16 protein-coding genes are annotated in these 18,809 nt (G+C 67.9%); 12 read left to right on the forward strand and 4 right to left on the reverse strand.

Features of this window, described 5'->3' with window-relative positions; genetic code table 11:
* Positions 1-14: 14 nt before the first annotated feature.
* Positions 15-968, reverse strand: coding sequence for a thioredoxin-disulfide reductase (trxB, locus tag ACGHX3_RS09140; RefSeq protein WP_394697177.1), 954 nt, complete (start codon positions 966-968; stop codon positions 15-17).
* Between the two features lie 289 nt (positions 969-1,257).
* Between trxB and ACGHX3_RS09145 the strand changes: the two genes are divergently transcribed.
* The 9 genes from ACGHX3_RS09145 (at position 1,258) to ACGHX3_RS09185 (ending at position 11,312) form a co-directional block, all read left to right on the forward strand.
* Positions 1,258-3,621: a DNA translocase FtsK gene (locus ACGHX3_RS09145; protein WP_394697178.1), complete on the forward strand. Its 2,364-nt coding sequence runs from the start codon at positions 1,258-1,260 to the stop codon at positions 3,619-3,621.
* A gap of 158 nt (positions 3,622-3,779) precedes the next feature.
* Entirely contained in the window at positions 3,780-4,403 is a 624-nt protein-coding gene (gene lolA / locus ACGHX3_RS09150; RefSeq protein WP_394697179.1) for an outer membrane lipoprotein chaperone LolA, read from the forward strand.
* Between the two features lie 48 nt (positions 4,404-4,451).
* Entirely contained in the window at positions 4,452-5,819 is a 1,368-nt protein-coding gene (locus ACGHX3_RS09155; protein ID WP_394697180.1) for a replication-associated recombination protein A, read from the forward strand.
* A gap of 28 nt (positions 5,820-5,847) precedes the next feature.
* Positions 5,848-6,255 carry a fluoride efflux transporter CrcB gene (crcB, locus tag ACGHX3_RS09160; RefSeq protein ID WP_394697264.1) on the forward strand — a complete coding sequence of 136 codons (408 nt, stop codon included), beginning with the start codon at positions 5,848-5,850 and terminating at the stop codon, positions 6,253-6,255.
* A gap of 206 nt (positions 6,256-6,461) precedes the next feature.
* Positions 6,462-7,988 (forward strand): hypothetical protein, encoded by a 1,527-nt coding sequence (locus ACGHX3_RS09165; RefSeq protein WP_394697181.1) that lies wholly within the window; start codon positions 6,462-6,464, stop codon positions 7,986-7,988.
* Positions 7,989-8,104: 116 nt separating this feature from the next.
* Entirely contained in the window at positions 8,105-8,521 is a 417-nt protein-coding gene (locus tag ACGHX3_RS09170; protein WP_394697182.1) for a hypothetical protein, read from the forward strand.
* Positions 8,518-9,222 (forward strand): C39 family peptidase, encoded by a 705-nt coding sequence (locus ACGHX3_RS09175; RefSeq protein ID WP_394697183.1) that lies wholly within the window; start codon positions 8,518-8,520, stop codon positions 9,220-9,222. The genes ACGHX3_RS09170 and ACGHX3_RS09175 overlap by 4 nt, the downstream gene beginning before the upstream one ends.
* A 31-nt stretch (positions 9,223-9,253) precedes the next feature.
* Positions 9,254-9,727: a hypothetical protein gene (locus ACGHX3_RS09180; RefSeq protein WP_394697184.1), complete on the forward strand. Its 474-nt coding sequence runs from the start codon at positions 9,254-9,256 to the stop codon at positions 9,725-9,727.
* A 43-nt stretch (positions 9,728-9,770) separates the two neighbouring features.
* A complete protein-coding gene (locus tag ACGHX3_RS09185) occupies positions 9,771-11,312 on the forward strand; it encodes a transporter (RefSeq protein ID WP_394697185.1) in 1,542 nt (513 codons plus the stop codon).
* Between the two features lie 7 nt (positions 11,313-11,319).
* Here the strand turns inward: ACGHX3_RS09185 and ACGHX3_RS09190 are convergent, their stop codons facing one another.
* A complete protein-coding gene (locus ACGHX3_RS09190; RefSeq protein ID WP_162337335.1) occupies positions 11,320-11,694 on the reverse strand; it encodes a DUF4345 domain-containing protein in 375 nt (124 codons plus the stop codon).
* A gap of 157 nt (positions 11,695-11,851) precedes the next feature.
* Here ACGHX3_RS09190 and ACGHX3_RS09195 point away from each other — a divergent pair, with 157 nt between their 5' ends.
* On the forward strand, positions 11,852-12,301 hold the full coding sequence (locus ACGHX3_RS09195) for a hypothetical protein (protein WP_394697186.1): 450 nt from the start codon (positions 11,852-11,854) through the stop codon (positions 12,299-12,301).
* 9 nt (positions 12,302-12,310) lie between these two features.
* Here the strand turns inward: ACGHX3_RS09195 and hemN are convergent, their stop codons facing one another.
* Positions 12,311-13,726: an oxygen-independent coproporphyrinogen III oxidase gene (gene hemN / locus ACGHX3_RS09200; RefSeq protein WP_394697187.1), complete on the reverse strand. Its 1,416-nt coding sequence runs from the start codon at positions 13,724-13,726 to the stop codon at positions 12,311-12,313.
* Between the two features lie 44 nt (positions 13,727-13,770).
* On the reverse strand, positions 13,771-15,006 hold the full coding sequence (locus ACGHX3_RS09205) for an MFS transporter (protein ID WP_394697265.1): 1,236 nt from the start codon (positions 15,004-15,006) through the stop codon (positions 13,771-13,773).
* A gap of 623 nt (positions 15,007-15,629) precedes the next feature.
* Between ACGHX3_RS09205 and ACGHX3_RS09210 the strand changes: the two genes are divergently transcribed.
* On the forward strand, positions 15,630-17,939 hold the full coding sequence (locus ACGHX3_RS09210) for an FdhF/YdeP family oxidoreductase (protein WP_394697188.1): 2,310 nt from the start codon (positions 15,630-15,632) through the stop codon (positions 17,937-17,939).
* On the forward strand, positions 17,929-18,729 hold the full coding sequence (gene fdhD, locus ACGHX3_RS09215; RefSeq protein WP_394697189.1) for a formate dehydrogenase accessory sulfurtransferase FdhD: 801 nt from the start codon (positions 17,929-17,931) through the stop codon (positions 18,727-18,729). Before ACGHX3_RS09210 ends, fdhD begins: the two co-directional genes overlap by 11 nt.
* The last annotated feature ends 80 nt before the right edge of the window (positions 18,730-18,809 follow it).

Genomic DNA, 18,809 nt, shown 5'->3' on the forward strand with positions numbered 1-18,809 from the left:
TGCCTGCCTCCGGGTCAGGCGTCCTTGTCCAGGAAACGCTCCGCATCCAGCGCTGCCATGCAACCGAAGCCCGCCGACGTGATCGCCTGGCGGTAGTGCTGGTCGGTCACGTCGCCGGCTGCGAACACGCCGGGAATCGTGGTGGCAGTGGCATTGCCCTCGATACCGGAACGGATCTTCAGATAGCCGTTGCTCATGTCCAGCTGGCCCTCGAACAGCCCGGTGTTCGGGGTATGGCCGATGGCGACGAAGAAGCCGTGCACGTCGATGTCGCGTGTGCTGCCATCCTGCACGGACTTCACCCGGATGCCGGTGACGCCGGCCTCATTGCCCAGCACCTCGTCGACGGTGTGGTGCCACACCGGCTCGATCTTGCCGGCCTGGATCTTGGCGAACAGCTTGTCCTGCATGATCTTCTCGGCGCGCAGCGTGTCGCGGCGATGCACCAGGTAGACCTTGCGGGCGATGTTGGACAGGTACAGGGCTTCTTCCACGGCCGTGTTGCCGCCGCCGATCACCGCCACGTCCTGGTCGCGGTAGAAGAAGCCGTCGCAGGTCGCGCAGGCCGACACGCCGCGACCCTTGAACTTCTCTTCCGACTCCAGGCCCAGATATTTGGCCGTCGCACCGGTGGCGATGATCAGCGCATCGGCGGTGTACTCGCCGCTGTCGCCGATCAGCTTGAACGGACGCTTGGACAGGTCGGCCGTGTGGACATGGTCGAAGATCACCTCGGTTTCGAAGCGCTCGGCGTGCGCCTGCATGCGCGCCATGAGATCCGGGCCCATCAGGCCGTGCGCGTCGCCGGGCCAGTTGTCGACTTCGGTGGTGGTCATCAGCTGACCACCCTGCTGCAGGCCGGTGACCACGACAGGCTTTAGATTGGCGCGGGCGGCATAGACGGCCGCGGTCCAGCCGGCGGGGCCGGAGCCGAGGATCAACAGGCGGCAGTGCTTCGAAGTGCTCATGTATACTCGCGAAAAGGTGGTGATCGGGCAGGCAACGACGCGCTGGCGCATCGTCCGCAGGCACATAGAGTGGCGTTGCGTATCCGGCGAATCAAGGCGCGCAGATGGAAAGCGGTGATGCAGGCCGGACCCGGGACCGATCAAACGAAGACGCTGCGCGACCGCGCGGCGTTTTTGCTATCCGGCGTCCGCCAATCGTTGGCCCTGGCCCAAAGGTCCTGCTGTTGCGGCGCACACGATTCGTTTACTATCAATCACTAACAGAAATTTCCTAAGGTCTGGTCCAAAGGTGGCGAAGCAGCTCCCGGACAACGGCAAATCCAAGGGTGGCAATGCGGCTTCGCGCAAGCAGGCGTCGCCGCCGAATCCGCGCCGGCAGCGCCTGTGGCGCGATCTTGCGCTGATCGCGATCGCGCCGCTGCTGCTGTATCTGCTGGCGAGTCTCTTCACCTTTTCCCCGAGCGATCCCAGCTGGTCGCAGTCGGGCAGCCTGACCGCACCGGTCCACAACATGGGCGGGCTGGCAGGTGCGTATCTGGCCGACCTGCTGCTGTGGCTGTTCGGCTACGTGGCGTTCCTGCTGCCGGTGATCCTGGGTGCGGTCGCGTGGATCGCGCTGTTCGGCATGGATACCGACGGCGATGGCGAAGCCGACCTCGGGCCTGCGCTGCGCCTCATCGGCATGGTGGGCTTCCTGATCTCGGCCACTGGCCTGCTGCATCTCCGTGGCGTGCCGGCCGAGCATTTCTCCGCCGGCGCGGGCGGCATCCTCGGCACGCTGGTCGGCAAGTCGCTGCTGAAGCTGTTCGGCGGGCTGGGCGGCAACCTGTTCCTGCTCGTGCTGTTCCTGACCTCGGTGACGCTGGCGACCGGTCTGTCGTGGTTCGCGGTGATGGAGCGCATCGGCAAGTACGTGCTGATGCTGCCGGACCTGTTCCGCCGTGGCAGCCAGCAGGCCAACGAGTGGCAGCAGACGCGCGCGATGCGCGAGGAACGCGAGATCGTCCGCAAGACGGACGCCGTGGCCCGCGCCAAGCGCGAACCGGTGAAGATCGAGCCGCCCGCACCGGCCGTGATCGAGAAGAGCGAACGCGCCAAGCGTGAGCAGCAGATCCCGCTGTTCCACGGCACAGGCGGCGACGAATCCGGTTTGCCGCCCTTGTCGCTGCTGGACGATCCGAAGCCGCAGACCAAGGGCTATTCGGAAGAAACACTGGAAACGCTGTCGCGGCAGATCGAGTTCAAGCTCAAGGACTTCCGCATCGACGCGCAGGTGGTCGGTGCCTATCCGGGCCCGGTCATCACCCGCTTCGAGATGGAGCCCGCACCCGGCGTGAAGGTCAGCCAGATCAGTTCGCTGGACAAGGACATCGCCCGCGGCCTGTCGGTGAAGTCGGTGCGCGTGGTCGACGTGATCCCGGGCAAGTCGGTGATCGGCCTGGAAATCCCGAACACCAGCCGCGAGATGATCTTCCTCTCCGAGCTGTTGCGCTCGAAGGAGTACGACAAGTCCGGCAGCGTGCTGACGCTGGCATTGGGCAAGGACATCGCCGGTCGTCCGACCGTGGCCGACCTGGCGCGCATGCCGCACCTGCTGGTCGCCGGCACCACCGGCTCGGGCAAGTCGGTGGCGGTCAACGCGATGGTGCTGAGCCTGCTGTACAAGGCCTCGCCGAAAGACCTGCGCATGCTGATGATCGACCCGAAGATGCTGGAACTCAGCGTCTACCAGGGCATCCCGCACCTGCTGGCGCCGGTGGTCACCGACATGAAGGAGGCCGCCAACGGCCTGCGCTGGTGCGTGGCGGAGATGGAGCGCCGCTACAAGCTGATGAGCGCGGTGGGCGTGCGCAATCTGGCCGGCTTCAACAAGAAGGTCAAGGACGCGATGGACGCGGGCCAGCCGTTGATGGACCCGCTGTTCAAGCCGAACCCCGACCTGGCCGAAGCGCCGCGTCCGCTCGAGCCGATGCCCTTCATCGTCATCTTCATCGACGAATTCGCCGACATGATGATGATCGTCGGCAAGAAGGTCGAAGAACTCATCGCCCGACTGGCGCAGAAGGCGCGCGCCGCCGGCATCCACCTGATCCTGGCCACCCAGCGTCCCTCCGTGGACGTCATCACCGGCCTGATCAAGGCGAACATCCCGACCCGCATCGCCTTCCAGGTCAGCTCCAAGATCGACTCGCGCACCATCCTCGACCAGTCCGGCGCGGAAACGCTGCTCGGCCACGGCGACATGCTGTACCTGCCGCCGGGCACCGCGATGCCGGAGCGCATCCACGGCGCCTTCGTCAGCGACGAAGAAGTACACCGCGTGGTCGAACACCTGAAGGCCAGCGGCAGCGCCGACTACATCGAGGGCGTGCTGGAAGAGATCCAGACGATGGGCGACGGCATCGTCGTCGGTCCGACCGGCCTGCCGGAATCCGGGGGCGGTGGCGGCGACGAGTCCGATCCGCTGTACGACGAGGCGGTGAAGATCGTCACCGAGAGCCGTCGGGCCTCGATTTCCGGTGTGCAGCGGCGCCTGAAGATCGGCTACAACCGCGCCGCACGCCTGATCGAAGCCATGGAAGCCGCGGGCGTGGTCAGTCCGCCGGAACACAACGGCGACCGCCAGGTCCTGGCGCCGCCTCCGCCGCGCTGATCCAGCGCGTTGAACGGTCGTGGGAGCGATGTCAGTCGCGATCAACGTCCTGTAGCGCTTCATCGCAACTGACGTCGCTCCCACAACGGCCGGGCGCCACCCCCCGTTCAGTTTCGCCCGGCCACACTCCGCCCAACGCCATTCAACCGGAACGCACCATGCTCCGCACCGCACGCTATGCCGTCCTCGCCACCGCCTTGCTCGCCACCAGCGCCTTCGCCGGTGCCCGCGATGAACTGAAGACGTTCACCACGGGATTAAAGGGGCTGGATGGGCAGTTCACCCAGAAGGTGTACGACGGCGGCGGCAAGCTCAAGGAGACCTCGAACGGCCGCGTCGCGCTGTCGGCACCGCGCCTGTTCCGCTGGGAGTACAACAAGCCCTACGAACAGTTGATCGTCGCCGACGGCAAGCAGGTGTGGGTCTACGACCCGGACCTGCAGCAGGCCACGGTGCGCGAGCAGGGCATCGAGGAAGAGAACAGCCCACTGGCCGCGCTGATCGATCCCGGCAAGCTCGACCAGCAGTTCAAGGTGGCAGAGGCCGCGGGGCAGGGGGGGGTGCAGTGGCTCACGCTGACGCCCAGGCAGGAAGGCGATGCCAGCTTCCAGGCCGCGCGCCTGGCATTCGCCAACGGCACGCTGGTGAAGATGGAAGTGAAGGACGCCGTCGGTCAGCGTACCGAGATCAGCTTCAGCGGCTGGAAGCGCAACCCGGCGTTCGCCGGCGGCACCTTCAAGTACGCGCCCGCGAAGGGCGTGGATGTGGTCGGCGGCCCCTGACCGGTAAGCGGGGGCCGGACCCGAAGGGCCACGACGTTACAATGACGCGTGGCCAGGACACGTACCCCTCTTGAACCGCAGGTCGACCTGCTGAGCACGGACACCGACGCGCTGCGACCGTTGGCCGAGCGCATGCGGCCGCGCACCCTGGACGAGATGGTCGGGCAACGGCGCCTGCTGGCGCCGGGCAGCGCGCTGCGGCGCGCGGTGGAATCCGGCCACGTACATTCGATGATCCTGTGGGGCCCGCCGGGGTGCGGCAAGACCACGCTCTCGCTGCTGCTGGCGCGCTATGCCGATGCCGAATTCAAGGCGATCTCGGCCGTGCTGTCCGGCCTGCCCGAGGTGCGCCAGGTGCTGGCGGAGGCCGCGCAGCGGTTCGCCGGTGGTCGCCGCACGGTGCTGTTCGTCGACGAGGTGCACCGTTTCAACAAGGCGCAGCAGGATGCCTTTCTGCCGCATATCGAACGCGGGACGATCATCTTCGTCGGCGCGACGACCGAAAACCCTTCGTTCGAGCTCAACTCCGCGTTGCTGTCGCGCTGTCGCGTGCATGTGATGGAAGCGGTGTCGCCGGACGATATCCGGCATGCATTGCGGCTGGCGCTATCGGATGCCGAGCGTGGACTCGCTGATCTGGCAGTGACGGTCGATGACGAAGCCCTGCTGGAAATCGCCACCGCCGCCGACGGCGATGTGCGTCGCGGGCTGACGCTGCTGGAAATCGCGGCGGAACTGGCAGCCGACGAAGGTGGCCGCATCACGCCGCAGACACTGGCGCAGGTGCTAGCGGACCGCACGCGCCGCTTCGACAAGGGCGGCGAACAGTTCTACGACCAGATCTCGGCCCTGCACAAGTCGGTGCGCAGCTCCAATCCCGACGGCGCCGTGTACTGGCTCGCGCGCATGCTGGATGGCGGCTGCGACCCGGCCTATCTCGCACGGCGGATGACGCGGATGGCGGTGGAGGACATCGGCCTGGCCGATCCGCGCGCCCTGCAGATGGCAATCGATGCCTGGGACACCTACGACCGCCTCGGCAGCCCGGAGGGCGACCTGGCGCTGGCGCAGTTGGTGATCTACCTGGCGAGCACCGCCAAGTCCAACGCGGGTTACATGGCCTTCAATGCCGCCAAGGCGGACGTACGCGAGTACGGCACGCAGGATGTGCCGATGCATCTGCGCAACGCACCGACCAAGTTGATGAAGTCGCTGGGCTACGGCACCGGCTACCAGTACGACCACGACGCGGAGGGCGGTATCGCGCTGGACCAGACCGCATTCCCGGATGCGATGGGCGAGCGTGTGTACTACGCGCCGGTCGAGCGTGGGCTGGAGATCAAGCTGAAGGAAAAACTCGACCGGCTGCGCGAGGCGCGCAGGCAGGCGCGCCACAACGCCGGTCGCGACGACTGAGCTCTTCAGGAGGACACGACGCATGCCGGTGCAAGCCTGGACGTGGTGGCAACAGCTGATGCTGGTGATGGCGGGCGGCGCGTTAGGGGCTGCGGCACGGTTCTGGCTGGGCGGCCTGCTGCTGCGGCAGCTGGGCAGCGGATTTCCGTGGGGCACGTTCGCGGTGAACATGATCGGTTCGTTCGCCGTCGGCTTCCTCGCCCTCTGGCTCGAAGGACGCGGACCCTCGGCGCTTTACTGGCGCGCCTTCCTCATCGTCGGCGTGCTGGGTGCGCTGACCACCTATTCGGCGCTGATGCTCGAGTGCCTGATGTTGGCGCGGTCGGAGCGGCAGGCTGCCGCCCTCGGCTATCTTGCCGTGACGCTGGTACTGGGCCTTCTGCTGGTCTGGCTGGGCGCGCGCACCGCAGGGGCGATCCGTCCTCCGGCCTGGTGAGCCTGTCCCGGGACGATGCCCGGGCCTTTCTCCCTTCACGACAGTCGCCTAGTGACAGTCCCGATTACCTGCGGACGGACGGTCATGGAGCTAATGAATTTTTAACCTGCGTGCCGGAACGCGCTAACGAATCGTGTGCAAGTGTGACCCGCGTCGCTTTTTAGGAGCTTCCCCTGGGCTCCGGAGCGGCCACAAGGAGACTCAACATGTGCACACGCAAGACTCTGATCGCGTCGGCGGTACTGCTGGCGCTCGGCATGACGGGACAGGCCTTCGCCCAGCAGACCAACACCGAGAACGGGACCGGCGATGACATCCTGGTCAATCTCGCTGCGGATATGAGCAACAACAGCACCAACACCGACAACTCCAACAACAGCGACAACTCGGACAATTCCGACAGTTCGGACAACAGCGACAACCGTTCCTACGATGGCGACAACCGCGACAACCGCGGACGCGCGACTGCGGAAGGCTACGGCTCCACGGCCGCGAACAACGGCAGCACGGCGACCTCGACCTTCTCCAACTCGTTCAACCAGAGCAAGGCGGTGGCCGAGACCAAGCTGATCGGTTCGGTGTCCGGCGTGACCGTGCACGACATCGGCAACGTCGCCCAGAACTGGGGCAATGCCAATGGTGGAAGCGGTGGTCGCGGCGGTGCCGGCCACGGCGGCGACGGCTATGGCGGCGAAGCCGGTGGCGGCAGCGGCAGTGGCGGCGACGGTGGCAACGGTGGAGCCGGCGGCGACGGCGGCAGCGGCGGCAGCGCCAGCATCGGCGATGCGACCGCGGGCGATTCGTCCAACGGCAGCGCCAGCATCGGCGATGCGACCGCGGGCAACGGCGGGCGCGGCGGCAACGCCAACGATACCGGCGGCGCGAACGGCGGCAACGGCAGCGGCTGGGGCGCGGACGGCAACGCGACCGCCGGCAACGGTCGTGGCCGCGGTGGCGATGCCGGTGGCTGGGGCGGTGACGGCGACGGCGCCAGCGGGGCGTCCGGCGGCGACGCCGGCAGCGTCAGCGGCGACAGTGGCGCGATGGCAGGCGCATCGGGTGGCGATGCCGGCGCAGGCAGCGGCAACGTGCGCGAACGCGGCGCCGGCAATGGCACCAGCGGCGACGGCACGGCAACGGGTGGAGCCGGTACGTCCGGTGATGCCACCGCGACCGGCGGGGCGAGCACCGCCACGGCAGGTGCAGGCACCTCCGGCGACGGCACGGGCACCGGTGGTGACGGTTCCGGGACCGGCGGTGCGGGCTCCGGCACGGGCGGCGACGCGACCGCGACCGGCGGTGCCGGCAACGGCTGGGGCGGCGCGGGTGGCACTGTGACCGCGACGGCTGGCAATGGCGGTAACGGCGGCGATGCCAGCAACGGCGATGCCAGCAATGGCAGTGCCTCGTCCAGCGCGAGCAATGGTGATGCCACGGCCGGCAACGGCGCCAGTGGCGCGGTCGGTGCGACCGGCGGCGCAGGCGGCGTGGGCAACGGCGGCGACGGCATGGGCGGCGACGGCAATGGCGGCGTCGGCAACGGCGCGACCGGCGGTGCCGGTGGCGCAGGCGGTTCCGTGGCGGTCGATGCCGGTGCGTTCGACATGTCCAACACCATGTCGAGCGTCGGCCAGTCCGCCGCCGGCATCATGGTGGCCGCGCAGAACAGCGGCATGGCCTCGCTGATCCAGCAGGGCATCACCGTCCAGGCGAACCTGACCGTAGGCCCATAAGCGCTCCGCAGGCGTCCCGACTCCACGGCCGGGACGTTCCGCGTGGGCGACGGTGTCCTGCAGGACGCGGGACACCGCACGGCTGCGCGGCGGACGCATGTCGAGGGAGACCGACCATGCTTACGCACCAGCAGGCCAGGCTGCGCTTCGCCACCTGGGGAATGTTCGCCGTCGTGTTCGGCGCAGCGGCGCAGGACGCCACCGCACCGATCGAAGCGCCACCCGTGGCCATTGCCATGCCGGCGCCGGATGTGCCCGTTGCCGCCATCAGCGAGCTCGGGCATCCCGTCGCGATGGGGCGGCTGTCGGCGATGCGCGGGGGCGACGCCAGCCAGACCGAGAACCTGATCGATGTCGACGGTTCCGTCGACGACAACACCGCCCACCACCTCACCAGCGGGTCGAACAGCATCGCCGACGGCGCATTCAACAACGCCAGCGGCATCAACACGGTGATCCAGAACACCGGCAGCAACGTGCTGATCCAGAACGCGATGATCGTGACCGTCGATTTCGCCGGCGGCCCGCAATGAAACCCGGCACGCGACGCTGGCGTTGGCCCGCCTACGCCGCGCTGGCCTGCGCGTTCGCCGGGTTGGGCGGCGCGTCGGCCGCGACCAGCGACCTGCGCGTGCCCGGCGGCGCCTACAGCGTGCGGCTGACCAGCCTCAAGGAAGCCCGCTTCAAGACCACGCTGCCGCAGCAGTACGACTTCAGCTGCGGCTCGGCGGCCACCGCGACGTTGCTGACGCACCAGTACGGCCATCCGGTCAGCGAGGTCGACGTGTTCGTGCAGATGTACAACAACGGCGACCAGGCACGCATCCGCAAGGAAGGGTTCTCGCTGCTGGACATGCGGCGCTACCTGCGCTCGAAGGGCTACGAAGCCGACGGTTTCGAACTGCCCCTCGACAAGCTGCAGGAAGAGAACGTGCCCGCCATCGTGCTGCTCAACGACCGCGGCTACCGGCACTTCGTGGTGGTGAAAGGCCTGCGCGACGGCCGCGTGCTGCTGGGCGATCCGGCCCGCGGCACGCGCGCGATGCCGCGTTCGCGCTTCGAGACACTGTGGGACAACCGGGTGATGTTCGTCGTCCACAACCGGCGCGAACACGCGCGCTTCAACCAGGCCAGCGACTGGAAGACCGCACCTCCGGCGCCGCTCGACATGGGAATCCAGCGCGATGGCCTGCGCAACATCACCGTGCCCAGGCGCGGTCCGGGAGACATCTGACATGGACGGAAAACGACGCGCGCCACGACGCATGGCACTCCTGTTCGCCATCCTGCTGGCACCGCTCGGCGCGCGTGGGCACGGCGGCGACCTCGGCAGCGACTGGCAGCCGGTGGATCCGGCGCGACTGGCGCAGATGCGCGGCGGCTTCCAGATGCCGACCGGCATGATGCTGTCTTTCGGCATCGAACGCGTCGTCTTCCTCAATGGCGAACTGACCGCGCGCATCGCGGTGCAGGTCCCGGATGTGGCGCGCATCACACCGGAACAGGCGCAGGCGCTGGCCGACTTCAATCGGGGACTCGTCGTGCAGATCGGCGATGGCAACCGCTTCGATCCCGCCCAGGTCGCCGGTGGGCTGGTCATCCAGAACACCCTCGACGGGCAGGACATCCGCACCGTCACCCGCATCGATGTCGGCGTCGACACGCTGGGGGCATACCAGAACCTCAATGCGGGCGGCGCGCTCACCGATGCGCTGATCCGCGTGCCCGGCGGGCCCTGACGCGCGTCCCGCGCCGTCCATCGCACACGACAAGGGGAACATCATGAAAGGGACGTCTCTGATCGAAGTCGCACCGCTGGCACTGGCGGTCGGACTGGGCGTGCAGGCCGGGCAGGCGAGGGCGCAGGACGTCCCGCTGCCGACGACGCAGGCACCCCCGGTCCCCACCCAGCCCTACGAGATCACCGCCGACGCGCGGCTGGATGCCCTGCAGCGCCAGCTCAACGAACAGACCCAGCGCCTGCAGCAGATGCGCGAACTGATGCAGGCGCAGGAGCAGCAGATCTTCAGCCTGCAGAACGCGTTGAACGACGAGATCCTGGCCAACGCGCGTGCGCGCGGCGCACCCGCGCCGGTCATCGTGCCCTCGTTGAACCAGGCACCGACGTTCCGCGATGCGCCTGCGGGTTCGCCGACCTACCTCGTCGTCGGTCCCGCACCGACCTCCGGTTCCGCTTCCACACCGGCGACGGGCGACGTCGTGCCGGCCCACGACACCGGCATGCAGGTGGCACAGGCCGGCGCGCCGACACGCAGTCCGCAGGGCACGCAGGCACAGACCGCGCCGGCCACCGCCGGCGATGCACAGGCGCCGCAGCGCGTGGGGCAGGCGCCGGAGAGCGATTCACGGCCGCCGGAAGTGGCGCAGATCTTCGACCAGCCCGGCGTGCTGACGCCCAAGGGCACGCTGGTGGTGGAACCGGCCATCCAGTACGGCTACTCGGCGAACGACCGGGTGGCACTGGTGGGCTACACCGTCATTCCGGCGATCCTGATCGGCCTGATCGACGTGCGCCAGGTCAAGACCACCACCGCGGTCGCCACGCTGACCGGACGTTATGGCGTCAGCCGGCGCATGGAAGTCGAAGCCAAGCTGCCTTACGTCTACATCCACAGCGATACCGTAAGCCGCGAGATCTTCACCGGCTCCGCGCAGGACCGCGTGTTCAACGCGCGCGGCAGCGGCCTGGGCGATGTGGAACTGACCGGCCGCTACCAGCTCAACCGCGGCGGCGCCGACAAGCCGTTCTACATCGCCTGGCTGCGCTACAAGAGCCGCACGGGTCGCGACCTGTTCGACGTGACCACCGACTGCGTGACGCGCTGCGTCGCCAACACCACCGGCACCGGCCTGCCGCTCGACCTGCCCACCGGCAGCGGGTTCAACGCGATCCAGCCGGGCATCACCTGGCTGTATCCGTCCGATCCGGTCGTGTTCTTCGGCAGCCTCAGCTACCTGCACAACGTCAAGCGCAGCGACGTGTCGCGGCGCGTGCTGGGCGGCCAGACCGAGTTCCTCGGCGACATCAAGGCCGGCGACATCCTCGGCTTCAACCTCGGCATGGGCCTGGCACTCAACGAGAAGGCGGCCATCAGCATCGGCTACGACACCAGCATCGTCGACAAGACCAGGCAGAACGGCGAGGAAGTCGCGGGCGCCGTGCGTACCACCCTGGGCACGCTGCTGCTGGGTGGCACCTACCGCTTCAGCGACCGCATGTCGCTCAACGTCGCACTCGGCGTGGGCATTACCCGCGATACGCCGGACATGACGTTCACTGCGCGCGTGCCGATCAACTTCTGACGGCGCGTCACCCGGGCCGGCCCTGCCACCACAGCCACAGGCCGGCCAACAGCATCAGCCACTCGACGGCGGCCAGCACCAGCGTGGCGGTTTCCACCGGCCACCAGCGCAGCAGGCCGATGCTGCGGAAGAGGACGATCGGAAGGTAAAGCGCGAGGGCCAGCACCAGCCCCGTGCGCATCTGCTGGCTCCAGGCGAACCACGCGAACAGGAATGCCAGGCCGAACTGGAGTCCCGCGTAGATGGTCAGGTATTCGGTCTGCCCGGAGCGGCTCAGCGAGGTGTAGCCCACCGCGGCCGCGGTGCGTGCCGGCGCCACCGCGCACCACGCGGCCAGCAGCAGGTAGACCGCGGCGTTGAGATACAGATAGACCGATGCCATGTGCGTTCCGCCAGCAAAGAAGCGTCCTTCATGCATGTGCCGCAGTGATGGATCGGTGAAGGTAAGGCGAAGTCCGACAGCCCATCGGGGCGTGCGCCGATCGCAGGCGTGCCAGTCCGTACCGGATGCTCAGGCGACGTCCTTGCTGGAGCCTGTCATGTCCCGAGTTCCGTCCTGCGCCCGGCACGTCCTGCTGCTGGGTTTCCTGCTGGTGCCGTGCGTGGCCGCGGGGAGTGGCAACGCCGTCCACAAGTGTCGCGGTGCCGATGGCCGGTCGTACTACCAGGCCACGGCATGCGCGCCGGAACAACGCACGGAGTGGGTGCGCGACTACCCGGCCGGCCCTGCTGCAACAACGGCAACGCCAGCCTCCCGCCCGGCGACAAGCGAAGCGGAGACGGCACGTCGCCCGGTGCGCTCGGCCCGCACCGGACCGCCGCGCAGACAAGGCGCTCCCAGGGGTGCGGTGATCTCCCTGCATCGCGATCCTTCCGCCTGCGAGCGCGCGAAGAGGGCGCGCGACCAGGCCTACGCCCGACTGGGGCTGAAACGCGACTTCGCGACGAGCCGGAAGCTCGACGACCGCGTCAACGACGCCTGCCGCTGACGGCGCCGTTCAGACGGTCCGCGAGAACCGCGGTGCGTCCGGGGCGTCCGGCGCAGGCGTCGCGGGCAGGTAACGGTCGAAGCACATGGCGATCACCCGCAACAGCAGGCGGCCCTTCGGCGTGGCCTGGAAACCGACGCGGTTGAAGGTGAGCAGGCCATCCTCGGCCAGCGCCTGCAGCCGGGGCAGGGCGTCGGCGAAGTACTCCCCGAACTCGATGTCGAACCGCTTCCCGATCCGCGCATAGTCCAGTCGACCATGGCACATGAGCTCCTGGATCACGTCGGCCCGCAGCACGTCGTCGCGGTCCAGTGGCATGCCGCGCCAGACCGGCAGGCGCCCATCGTCGATGGCGCGTTCCCAACTGGGGATGTCGCGCGGGTTCTGGCTGAAACTGTCGCCGATGTGGCTGATGGCGCTGACGCCGAATCCGAGCAGGTCGCTCTCCGCATGCGTCGTGTAGCCCATGAAGTTCCGATGCAGGTCGCCACGCTCCTGCGCACGCGCCAGTTCGTCCTCGGGCAGGGCGAAGTGGTCCATGCCGATGTAGACGTAGCCCGCCGCGACCAGGCGCTCTATCGCGCACTGCAATAGCGCAAGCTTTTCCTCCGGCGTCGGCAGGTCTTCCGCGGCGATGCGTTGCTGCGGCTTGAACAGCTGCGGCAGATGCGCATAGCTGTACACCGCGATGCGGTCCTGGCGCGCTTCGATCACGATGTCCAGCGTGCGCTCGAACCCGGCGCGCGTCTGCTTCGGCAGGCCATAGATCAGGTCGATGTTGACCGAGCGCATGCCGTGCTCCCGGCACGCGGCGACGATCGCAAGCGTCTCGTCCACGCCCTGCACCCGGTTGACGGCTTTCTGTACGTCCGGGTCGAAGTCCTGCACGCCCAGGCTGGCGCGGTTGAAACCGACGCGCGCCAGTTCGCCGATGTCCGCCGGTGTGACGAAGCGCGGATCCAGCTCGATGGAGAAGTCCATGCTGCCGTCGGTGGCGAAACTGAACTGGCTGCGCAGCTCCGCCACGCAGTCAGCGATCTGCGCCGGGGTCAGGAAATTCGGCGTGCCGCCACCGAAGTGCAGCTGCACCACCGGGCGTCCGCTGTCGAACAGCGGCGCCATCCGCGCGATCTCGCGGTACAGGTAGTCGAGATAGAGCTCGCCGCGTGCCTTGTCGCGCGTGATCACCCGGTTGCAGCCGCAGTAGAAGCAGGGGCTGGTGCAGAACGGCACGTGCACGTACAGCGACAGCGGACGGGCGTGGTCCTGACGGTTGGTGGCGGCGGCATGGGTGCGCAGTTGCTCGGCCCCGAACCGCGCGCTGAACTGGGGCGCCGTCGGATAGGAGGTGTAGCGCGGCCCCGGCGTGTCGTAACGCCGAAGCAGGTCCGCGTCGAAGAGAGGAGAAGGGGAGACGATGCCCATGCGCACAGGCTAGGGCGCGCCATGTCCTGCCGCATTGATCGGGATCAATTCACGCGTGAATCGTGCGACTCGGCCTCGGGCGCATCGGGAATCTCGGGCAGCATCTCCAGCGCCGCCGGCGTGGTGCGGAGCATCGGGTGGAACCTGCCCGCATGCAGCAGCTCCCGCACCTTGAACAGGCGACGGCCGCCCGCCACCAGCGCCAGCACGCCCAGCGTAGCGGCGAAGAACAGCGGCAGCGCCGAGGGTCCCGACCACTGCATCAAAGTACCCGCCACCGCAGGGCCGATCGCCGCACCGATGCCGTTGAGCAGCAGCAACGCACTGCAACCGGCGAGCAACTGTTCCGCGGGGAGGCGATCCAGCAGGTGCGCCACGGCCAGCGGATACAACGCGAACGCCAGTCCGCCGAACAGGAAGAACAGCGCATGCGCCTGCGCATCGAAACGCAGCGCGAGCAACGCCGTGGCAGCACCGGCCGCGGCGACCAGCGCCAGCGTGCTGCGCCGGTCGCCGCGGTCCGAGAGGCGGCCGATCGGCAGCTGCAACGCGGCGCCACCGACGATGGTGACCGCCATGAACGTGCCGATACCCGACCGGTCGAGGCCCAGCGACGCGGCGTACACCGCGCCCATGCCCCAGAACGCACCCAGCGCCAGCCCGGCGAGCACGGCACCCGCCGCGGCGCTCGGCGCGGCGCGGCAGATCTGCAGCAGATGGATCTCCGGCGCCACGGTCATCACCGGCGGCACCAGCCGGGTGGCGCTGACCGGCAGGATCGCCAGCGCGAACAGGATCGCCACCACGCTGAACAGCACGGCGCTGCGGGGCGGCTGCAGGTCCAGCAGCAACTGGCCCGCCGCCAGCGCCAGCAGCGACACCACCATGTACACGCCGAACACGCGGCTGCGATGCTCCGGCGCGGCCTGCGCGTTCAGCCAGCTCTCGATCACCGTGCACAGGCCGACCAGCGCCATGCCGGTCACCACGCGCAGCAGCATCCAGCCTACCGGCTCCATCCACAGCGGATAGACCAGCACGGCGGCGGCGGCCAGTGCGGCATGGAAGGCGAACGCGCGGATATGGCCGACGCGGCGTATCAATGGCGGTGCCGTGAACGTGCCGAGGAAGAAGCCGACGAAATAGCCCGACATCACCAGCCCGGTCGTCCGTTCGCCCCATCCCTCGGCCTGGCTGCGCATCGCCAGCAGCGTGCCCAGCAATCCGTTGCCGCCCAGCAGCAGGGCGACGCTGGCGAGCAGGGCGGTGATGGGAAGCACGATGCGGAGCACGGGGCGGGAGGTGTTTCCTGGGAGCGAGGCCACACATGCTAGCAATCCGATGCTGAGCGGGCGGTTCACACGTGCCCGCCGGCGCATCGCACGCATGCTGCGGGAGGCCTTCGGGTATCCTGCTACGGCAGTGGCATTAGGCTGCTGGAGGATTTGTGTACATCTTCCGGACTCATCCAAAAAACATCCCTGCGGTCGTCCGATTCAAGAAGCACGCTCTTGATCGCGTGCCTGATCTTCAGCGCGGAGATGGAGTTCTCATCTCGCAAACCATAGCTGATGGTGACGGCAATCCTCCGATCCGATATGTCATGACCTACTCCCACGCCACCAGAGATTTTCAAGACGAGTCAGTCGAGATCTGGGGGGAGAGACGCAAATACATCATCGAGTTCAGTACGTGCAAAGAGCTGGCAATCCCGTTTGACATACGCACGGTGCGCGTTACCGATACGGAGTACGGACCCGGCGGCCCAGTAGTTCGAGTTCATCCCGCAGACGAGTACGCGCTCGACAAACTAGGCCTTCTGCGTGAAACGTAGTAGCTCATTGAACGCTGCCACGCAGCGAGGTCCACTTTAGGCCATGGCATGCAATGGCGGGAGTTCGAGATGACTGAGCGCAAGGTTCCGGGCATCGACGAGTACGAGGGCGCGGCCGGTGGCTGGGGCGCACTTGCTGCGGTCGCACGGGCCGTGAAAAGCCAGATGGCCGTCGGCCGCGAGACGTCGGCGCTGCGCCGCGTCAACCAGCCGACCGGCTTCGACTGTCCCGGCTGCGCATGGCCTGATCCCAAGCACACCTCGTCGTTCGAATTCTGCGAGAACGGCGCCAAGGCGGTGTCGTGGGAAGCGACCGGCAGGCGGGCGACGCCCGGATTCTTCGCGGGCCACACCCTCTCCGAACTGTGGGAGTGGAGCGACCACGCGCTGGAGGACGAAGGTCGCCTGACGCATCCGCTGGTGTACGACGCCGGTGCGGACCGCTACGTGCCGATCAGCTGGGAGGATGCGTTCGCCCGCATCGGCGAGGCGCTGCGCGCACTGCCGCATCCGGACATGGCGGAGTTCTACACGTCCGGCCGCACGTCGAACGAAGCCGCCTTCCTCTACCAGCTGATGGTGCGCGAGTACGGCACCAACAACTTCCCCGACTGCTCCAACATGTGCCACGAGGCCACCAGCGTCGGCCTGCCGGAATCCATCGGCGTGGGCAAGGGCACGGTGACGCTGGACGACTTCGCGCAGTGCGATGCGCTCTTCAGCTTCGGCCACAACCCGGGCACCAATCATCCGCGCATGCTGACCACGCTGCGCGACATCTCGAAGCGCGGCGTGCCCATCGTGGCGGTCAATCCGCTGCGCGAGCGCGGACTGGAGCGCTTCACCTCGCCACAGCATCCGGCGGAGATGCTGACCAACACCGCCACGCCGATCGCGCAGACCTACTACCAGGTGAAGATCGGCGGCGACCTCGCGCTGCTGAAGGGCATGATGAAGTGGCTGCTGCAGGCGGATGCGGACGATCTCGCCGCCGGTGGCGCCGGCGTGCTCGATCATGCCTTCATTGCCGAACACACCGAGGGCCTGGACGCGCTTCGCGACGACCTGGCGCGCACGACGTGGGAGGAGGTCGTCGAGCATTCCGGCCTGCCGTACGAGGACATCGCCGCGGCCGCCGCGCTGTACGCTAAAGCTAAGCGCGTGATCCTCTGCTACGGCATGGGCATGACCCAGCACCGGCGCGGCACCCAGAACGTGCAGCAGATGGCCAATCTGCTTCTGCTGCGCGGAAACATCGGCAAGCCGGGCGCCGGCATCGCGCCCATCCGCGGCCACTCCAACGTGCAGGGCGACCGCACCGTCGGCATCACCGAGAAGCCGACGCAGGCGCTGGTCGATGCCATCAGGCAGCGCTATGGCTTCGAGTTCCCGCTGACGCATGGCCACGACGCGGTCGAAGCCGTGCGTGCGATCCGCGACGGCCGCTCACGCGCACTGGTCTGCATGGGCGGCAACCTCGCCGTGGCGATGCCGGACCCGGAGACGACGATCCCCGCGATGCGCACGCTCGACCTGGCCGTGCACATCGCCACCAAGTTGAACCGCTCGCACCTGATTCCGGCGAAGCAGGCCTTCCTGCTGCCGTGCCTGGGCCGCACCGAGCGCGACGTACAGGCCAGCGGACTGCAGTCGGTGACGGTGGAAGATTCCATGTCGATGGTGCACGCCTCGCAGGGCGGCCTGACGCCTGCCTCGGAACACCTGCTGTCCGAACCCGCCATCGTCGCCGGCATCGCGAAAGCGACGTTGCCGGAGACGAAGGTGGACTGGGACGGTCTGGTCGCCGACTACGACCGCATCCGCGACGACATCGAGGCCGTGTTCCCCATGTTCGAGGACTTCAACCGTCGCGTGCGCGAACCCGGCGGCTTCCGGCTGTACGTCGCTGCGTCCGAACGCGACTGGGGTCCTGCCGGAAAGGCCCGCTTCCTGGTGGCGCCCGGCCTGGACGAGGATCCGCGCGAGGACCGCGACGACCTGCTGACGCTCACCACCCTCCGCTCGCACGACCAGTACAACACCACCATCTACGGCTTCGACGACCGCTACCGCGGCGTCAGCGGCCGGCGCGACGTGGTGTTCATGAACCGCCACGACATGCAGGCGCGCGGCGTGCAGCAGGGCGACCGCATCGACGTGGAATCGTGCATGTCGCGCGAGCAGGCGGCGACACGCACGGTGTCGGGCTTCATCGCCGTCGAGTACGACCTGCCGCGTGGGTCGGCTGCCATGTACTACCCGGAAGGCAACCGGCTGGTACCGCTGGACAGCCATGATCCGCAGTCCGGCACGCCCGCCTACAAGTCGATCCCGGTCCGCGTGCGCAAGCTGTCCGTTCCTGATCCACATGCCGGCTGATCGCATCGAGGGTGTGGCGCGGCGCACGGTCGTCGATGTCACCGGCGGTGTGTCCACGCCGCGCCAGGACCTGCTGGCCGAAGAAGTGCCGCTTGCGATCCACGGCAACGGCGAGCCGTTGGCGGTGATGATGGGCTCGCCCTGCGACCTGGAGGACTTCGCGCGCGGTTTCGCACTGACCGAACTCGGCGTGTCCGGCGACGGCCTGGTATCCGCAACGGTGCAGGCGCTGCTGGAGGGCATCCGGATCGATCTGGAGACACGCGAACCGCTCGCGGCACGCCCGGAACGCTGGCTGCCGGGACGCAGCAGCTGCGGCATCTGCGGCAACCGGTCGCTGGAAGACGTGGTCAGGCAACCGGCCGCGGTGGGGCAGGGAAGCGCCATCGCGCCGTCGGCGCTGGTCGTCGCACTGACGGAACTCGAAGCGCGTCAACCGTTGAACGCGGCCACCGGCGCCATCCACGCCGCCGCCTGGGCCACGCCTGAGGGCACGCTGGTGCTGATCCGCGAGGACGTGGGCCGCCACAATGCGCTGGACAAGCTGATCGGCGCGATGTTGCACGAAGGCATCGACGCGGCATCGGGCTTCGTCCTGGTCACCAGTCGCGCGAGCTACGAGATGGTGGCGAAAGCGGCGACGGCCGGCATGCCGCTGCTGGCCGCAATCTCGGCGCCGACCGCACTGGCCGTGGACTTGGCGGAAGGGTGCGGAATGACCTTGGTGGGATTCCTCCGGCGCAGCCGGCATGTCGTCTACAGCCACGCGGGACGGCTCGCGGCGGATTGAGCCGGCCCGGTAGTGCCCATCCCGTCACGGCCTTCGTGGCATGCGCCGGGCTCAATGTAAGGATCTCTTGGCCGATAATC

The organism is Pseudoxanthomonas japonensis (assembly GCF_043632995.1).
In the GTDB taxonomy this organism is placed as follows: Bacteria; Pseudomonadota; Gammaproteobacteria; order Xanthomonadales; family Xanthomonadaceae; genus Pseudoxanthomonas_A; species Pseudoxanthomonas_A japonensis.

Coding starts and splice junctions, on each gene's coding strand:
- ACGHX3_RS09170 (WP_394697182.1), top strand. CDS start 8,105: ATGCTTACGCACCAGCAGGCCAGGCTGCGCTTCGCCACCTGGGGAATG.
- lolA (WP_394697179.1), top strand. CDS start 3,780: ATGCTCCGCACCGCACGCTATGCCGTCCTCGCCACCGCCTTGCTCGCC.
- ACGHX3_RS09165 (WP_394697181.1), top strand. CDS start 6,462: ATGTGCACACGCAAGACTCTGATCGCGTCGGCGGTACTGCTGGCGCTC.
- trxB (WP_394697177.1), bottom strand. CDS start 968: ATGAGCACTTCGAAGCACTGCCGCCTGTTGATCCTCGGCTCCGGCCCC.
- ACGHX3_RS09180 (WP_394697184.1), top strand. CDS start 9,254: ATGGCACTCCTGTTCGCCATCCTGCTGGCACCGCTCGGCGCGCGTGGG.
- ACGHX3_RS09190 (WP_162337335.1), bottom strand. CDS start 11,694: ATGGCATCGGTCTATCTGTATCTCAACGCCGCGGTCTACCTGCTGCTG.
- hemN (WP_394697187.1), bottom strand. CDS start 13,726: ATGGGCATCGTCTCCCCTTCTCCTCTCTTCGACGCGGACCTGCTTCGG.
- ACGHX3_RS09195 (WP_394697186.1), top strand. CDS start 11,852: ATGTCCCGAGTTCCGTCCTGCGCCCGGCACGTCCTGCTGCTGGGTTTC.
- ACGHX3_RS09175 (WP_394697183.1), top strand. CDS start 8,518: ATGAAACCCGGCACGCGACGCTGGCGTTGGCCCGCCTACGCCGCGCTG.
- ACGHX3_RS09185 (WP_394697185.1), top strand. CDS start 9,771: ATGAAAGGGACGTCTCTGATCGAAGTCGCACCGCTGGCACTGGCGGTC.
- fdhD (WP_394697189.1), top strand. CDS start 17,929: ATGCCGGCTGATCGCATCGAGGGTGTGGCGCGGCGCACGGTCGTCGAT.
- ACGHX3_RS09210 (WP_394697188.1), top strand. CDS start 15,630: ATGACTGAGCGCAAGGTTCCGGGCATCGACGAGTACGAGGGCGCGGCC.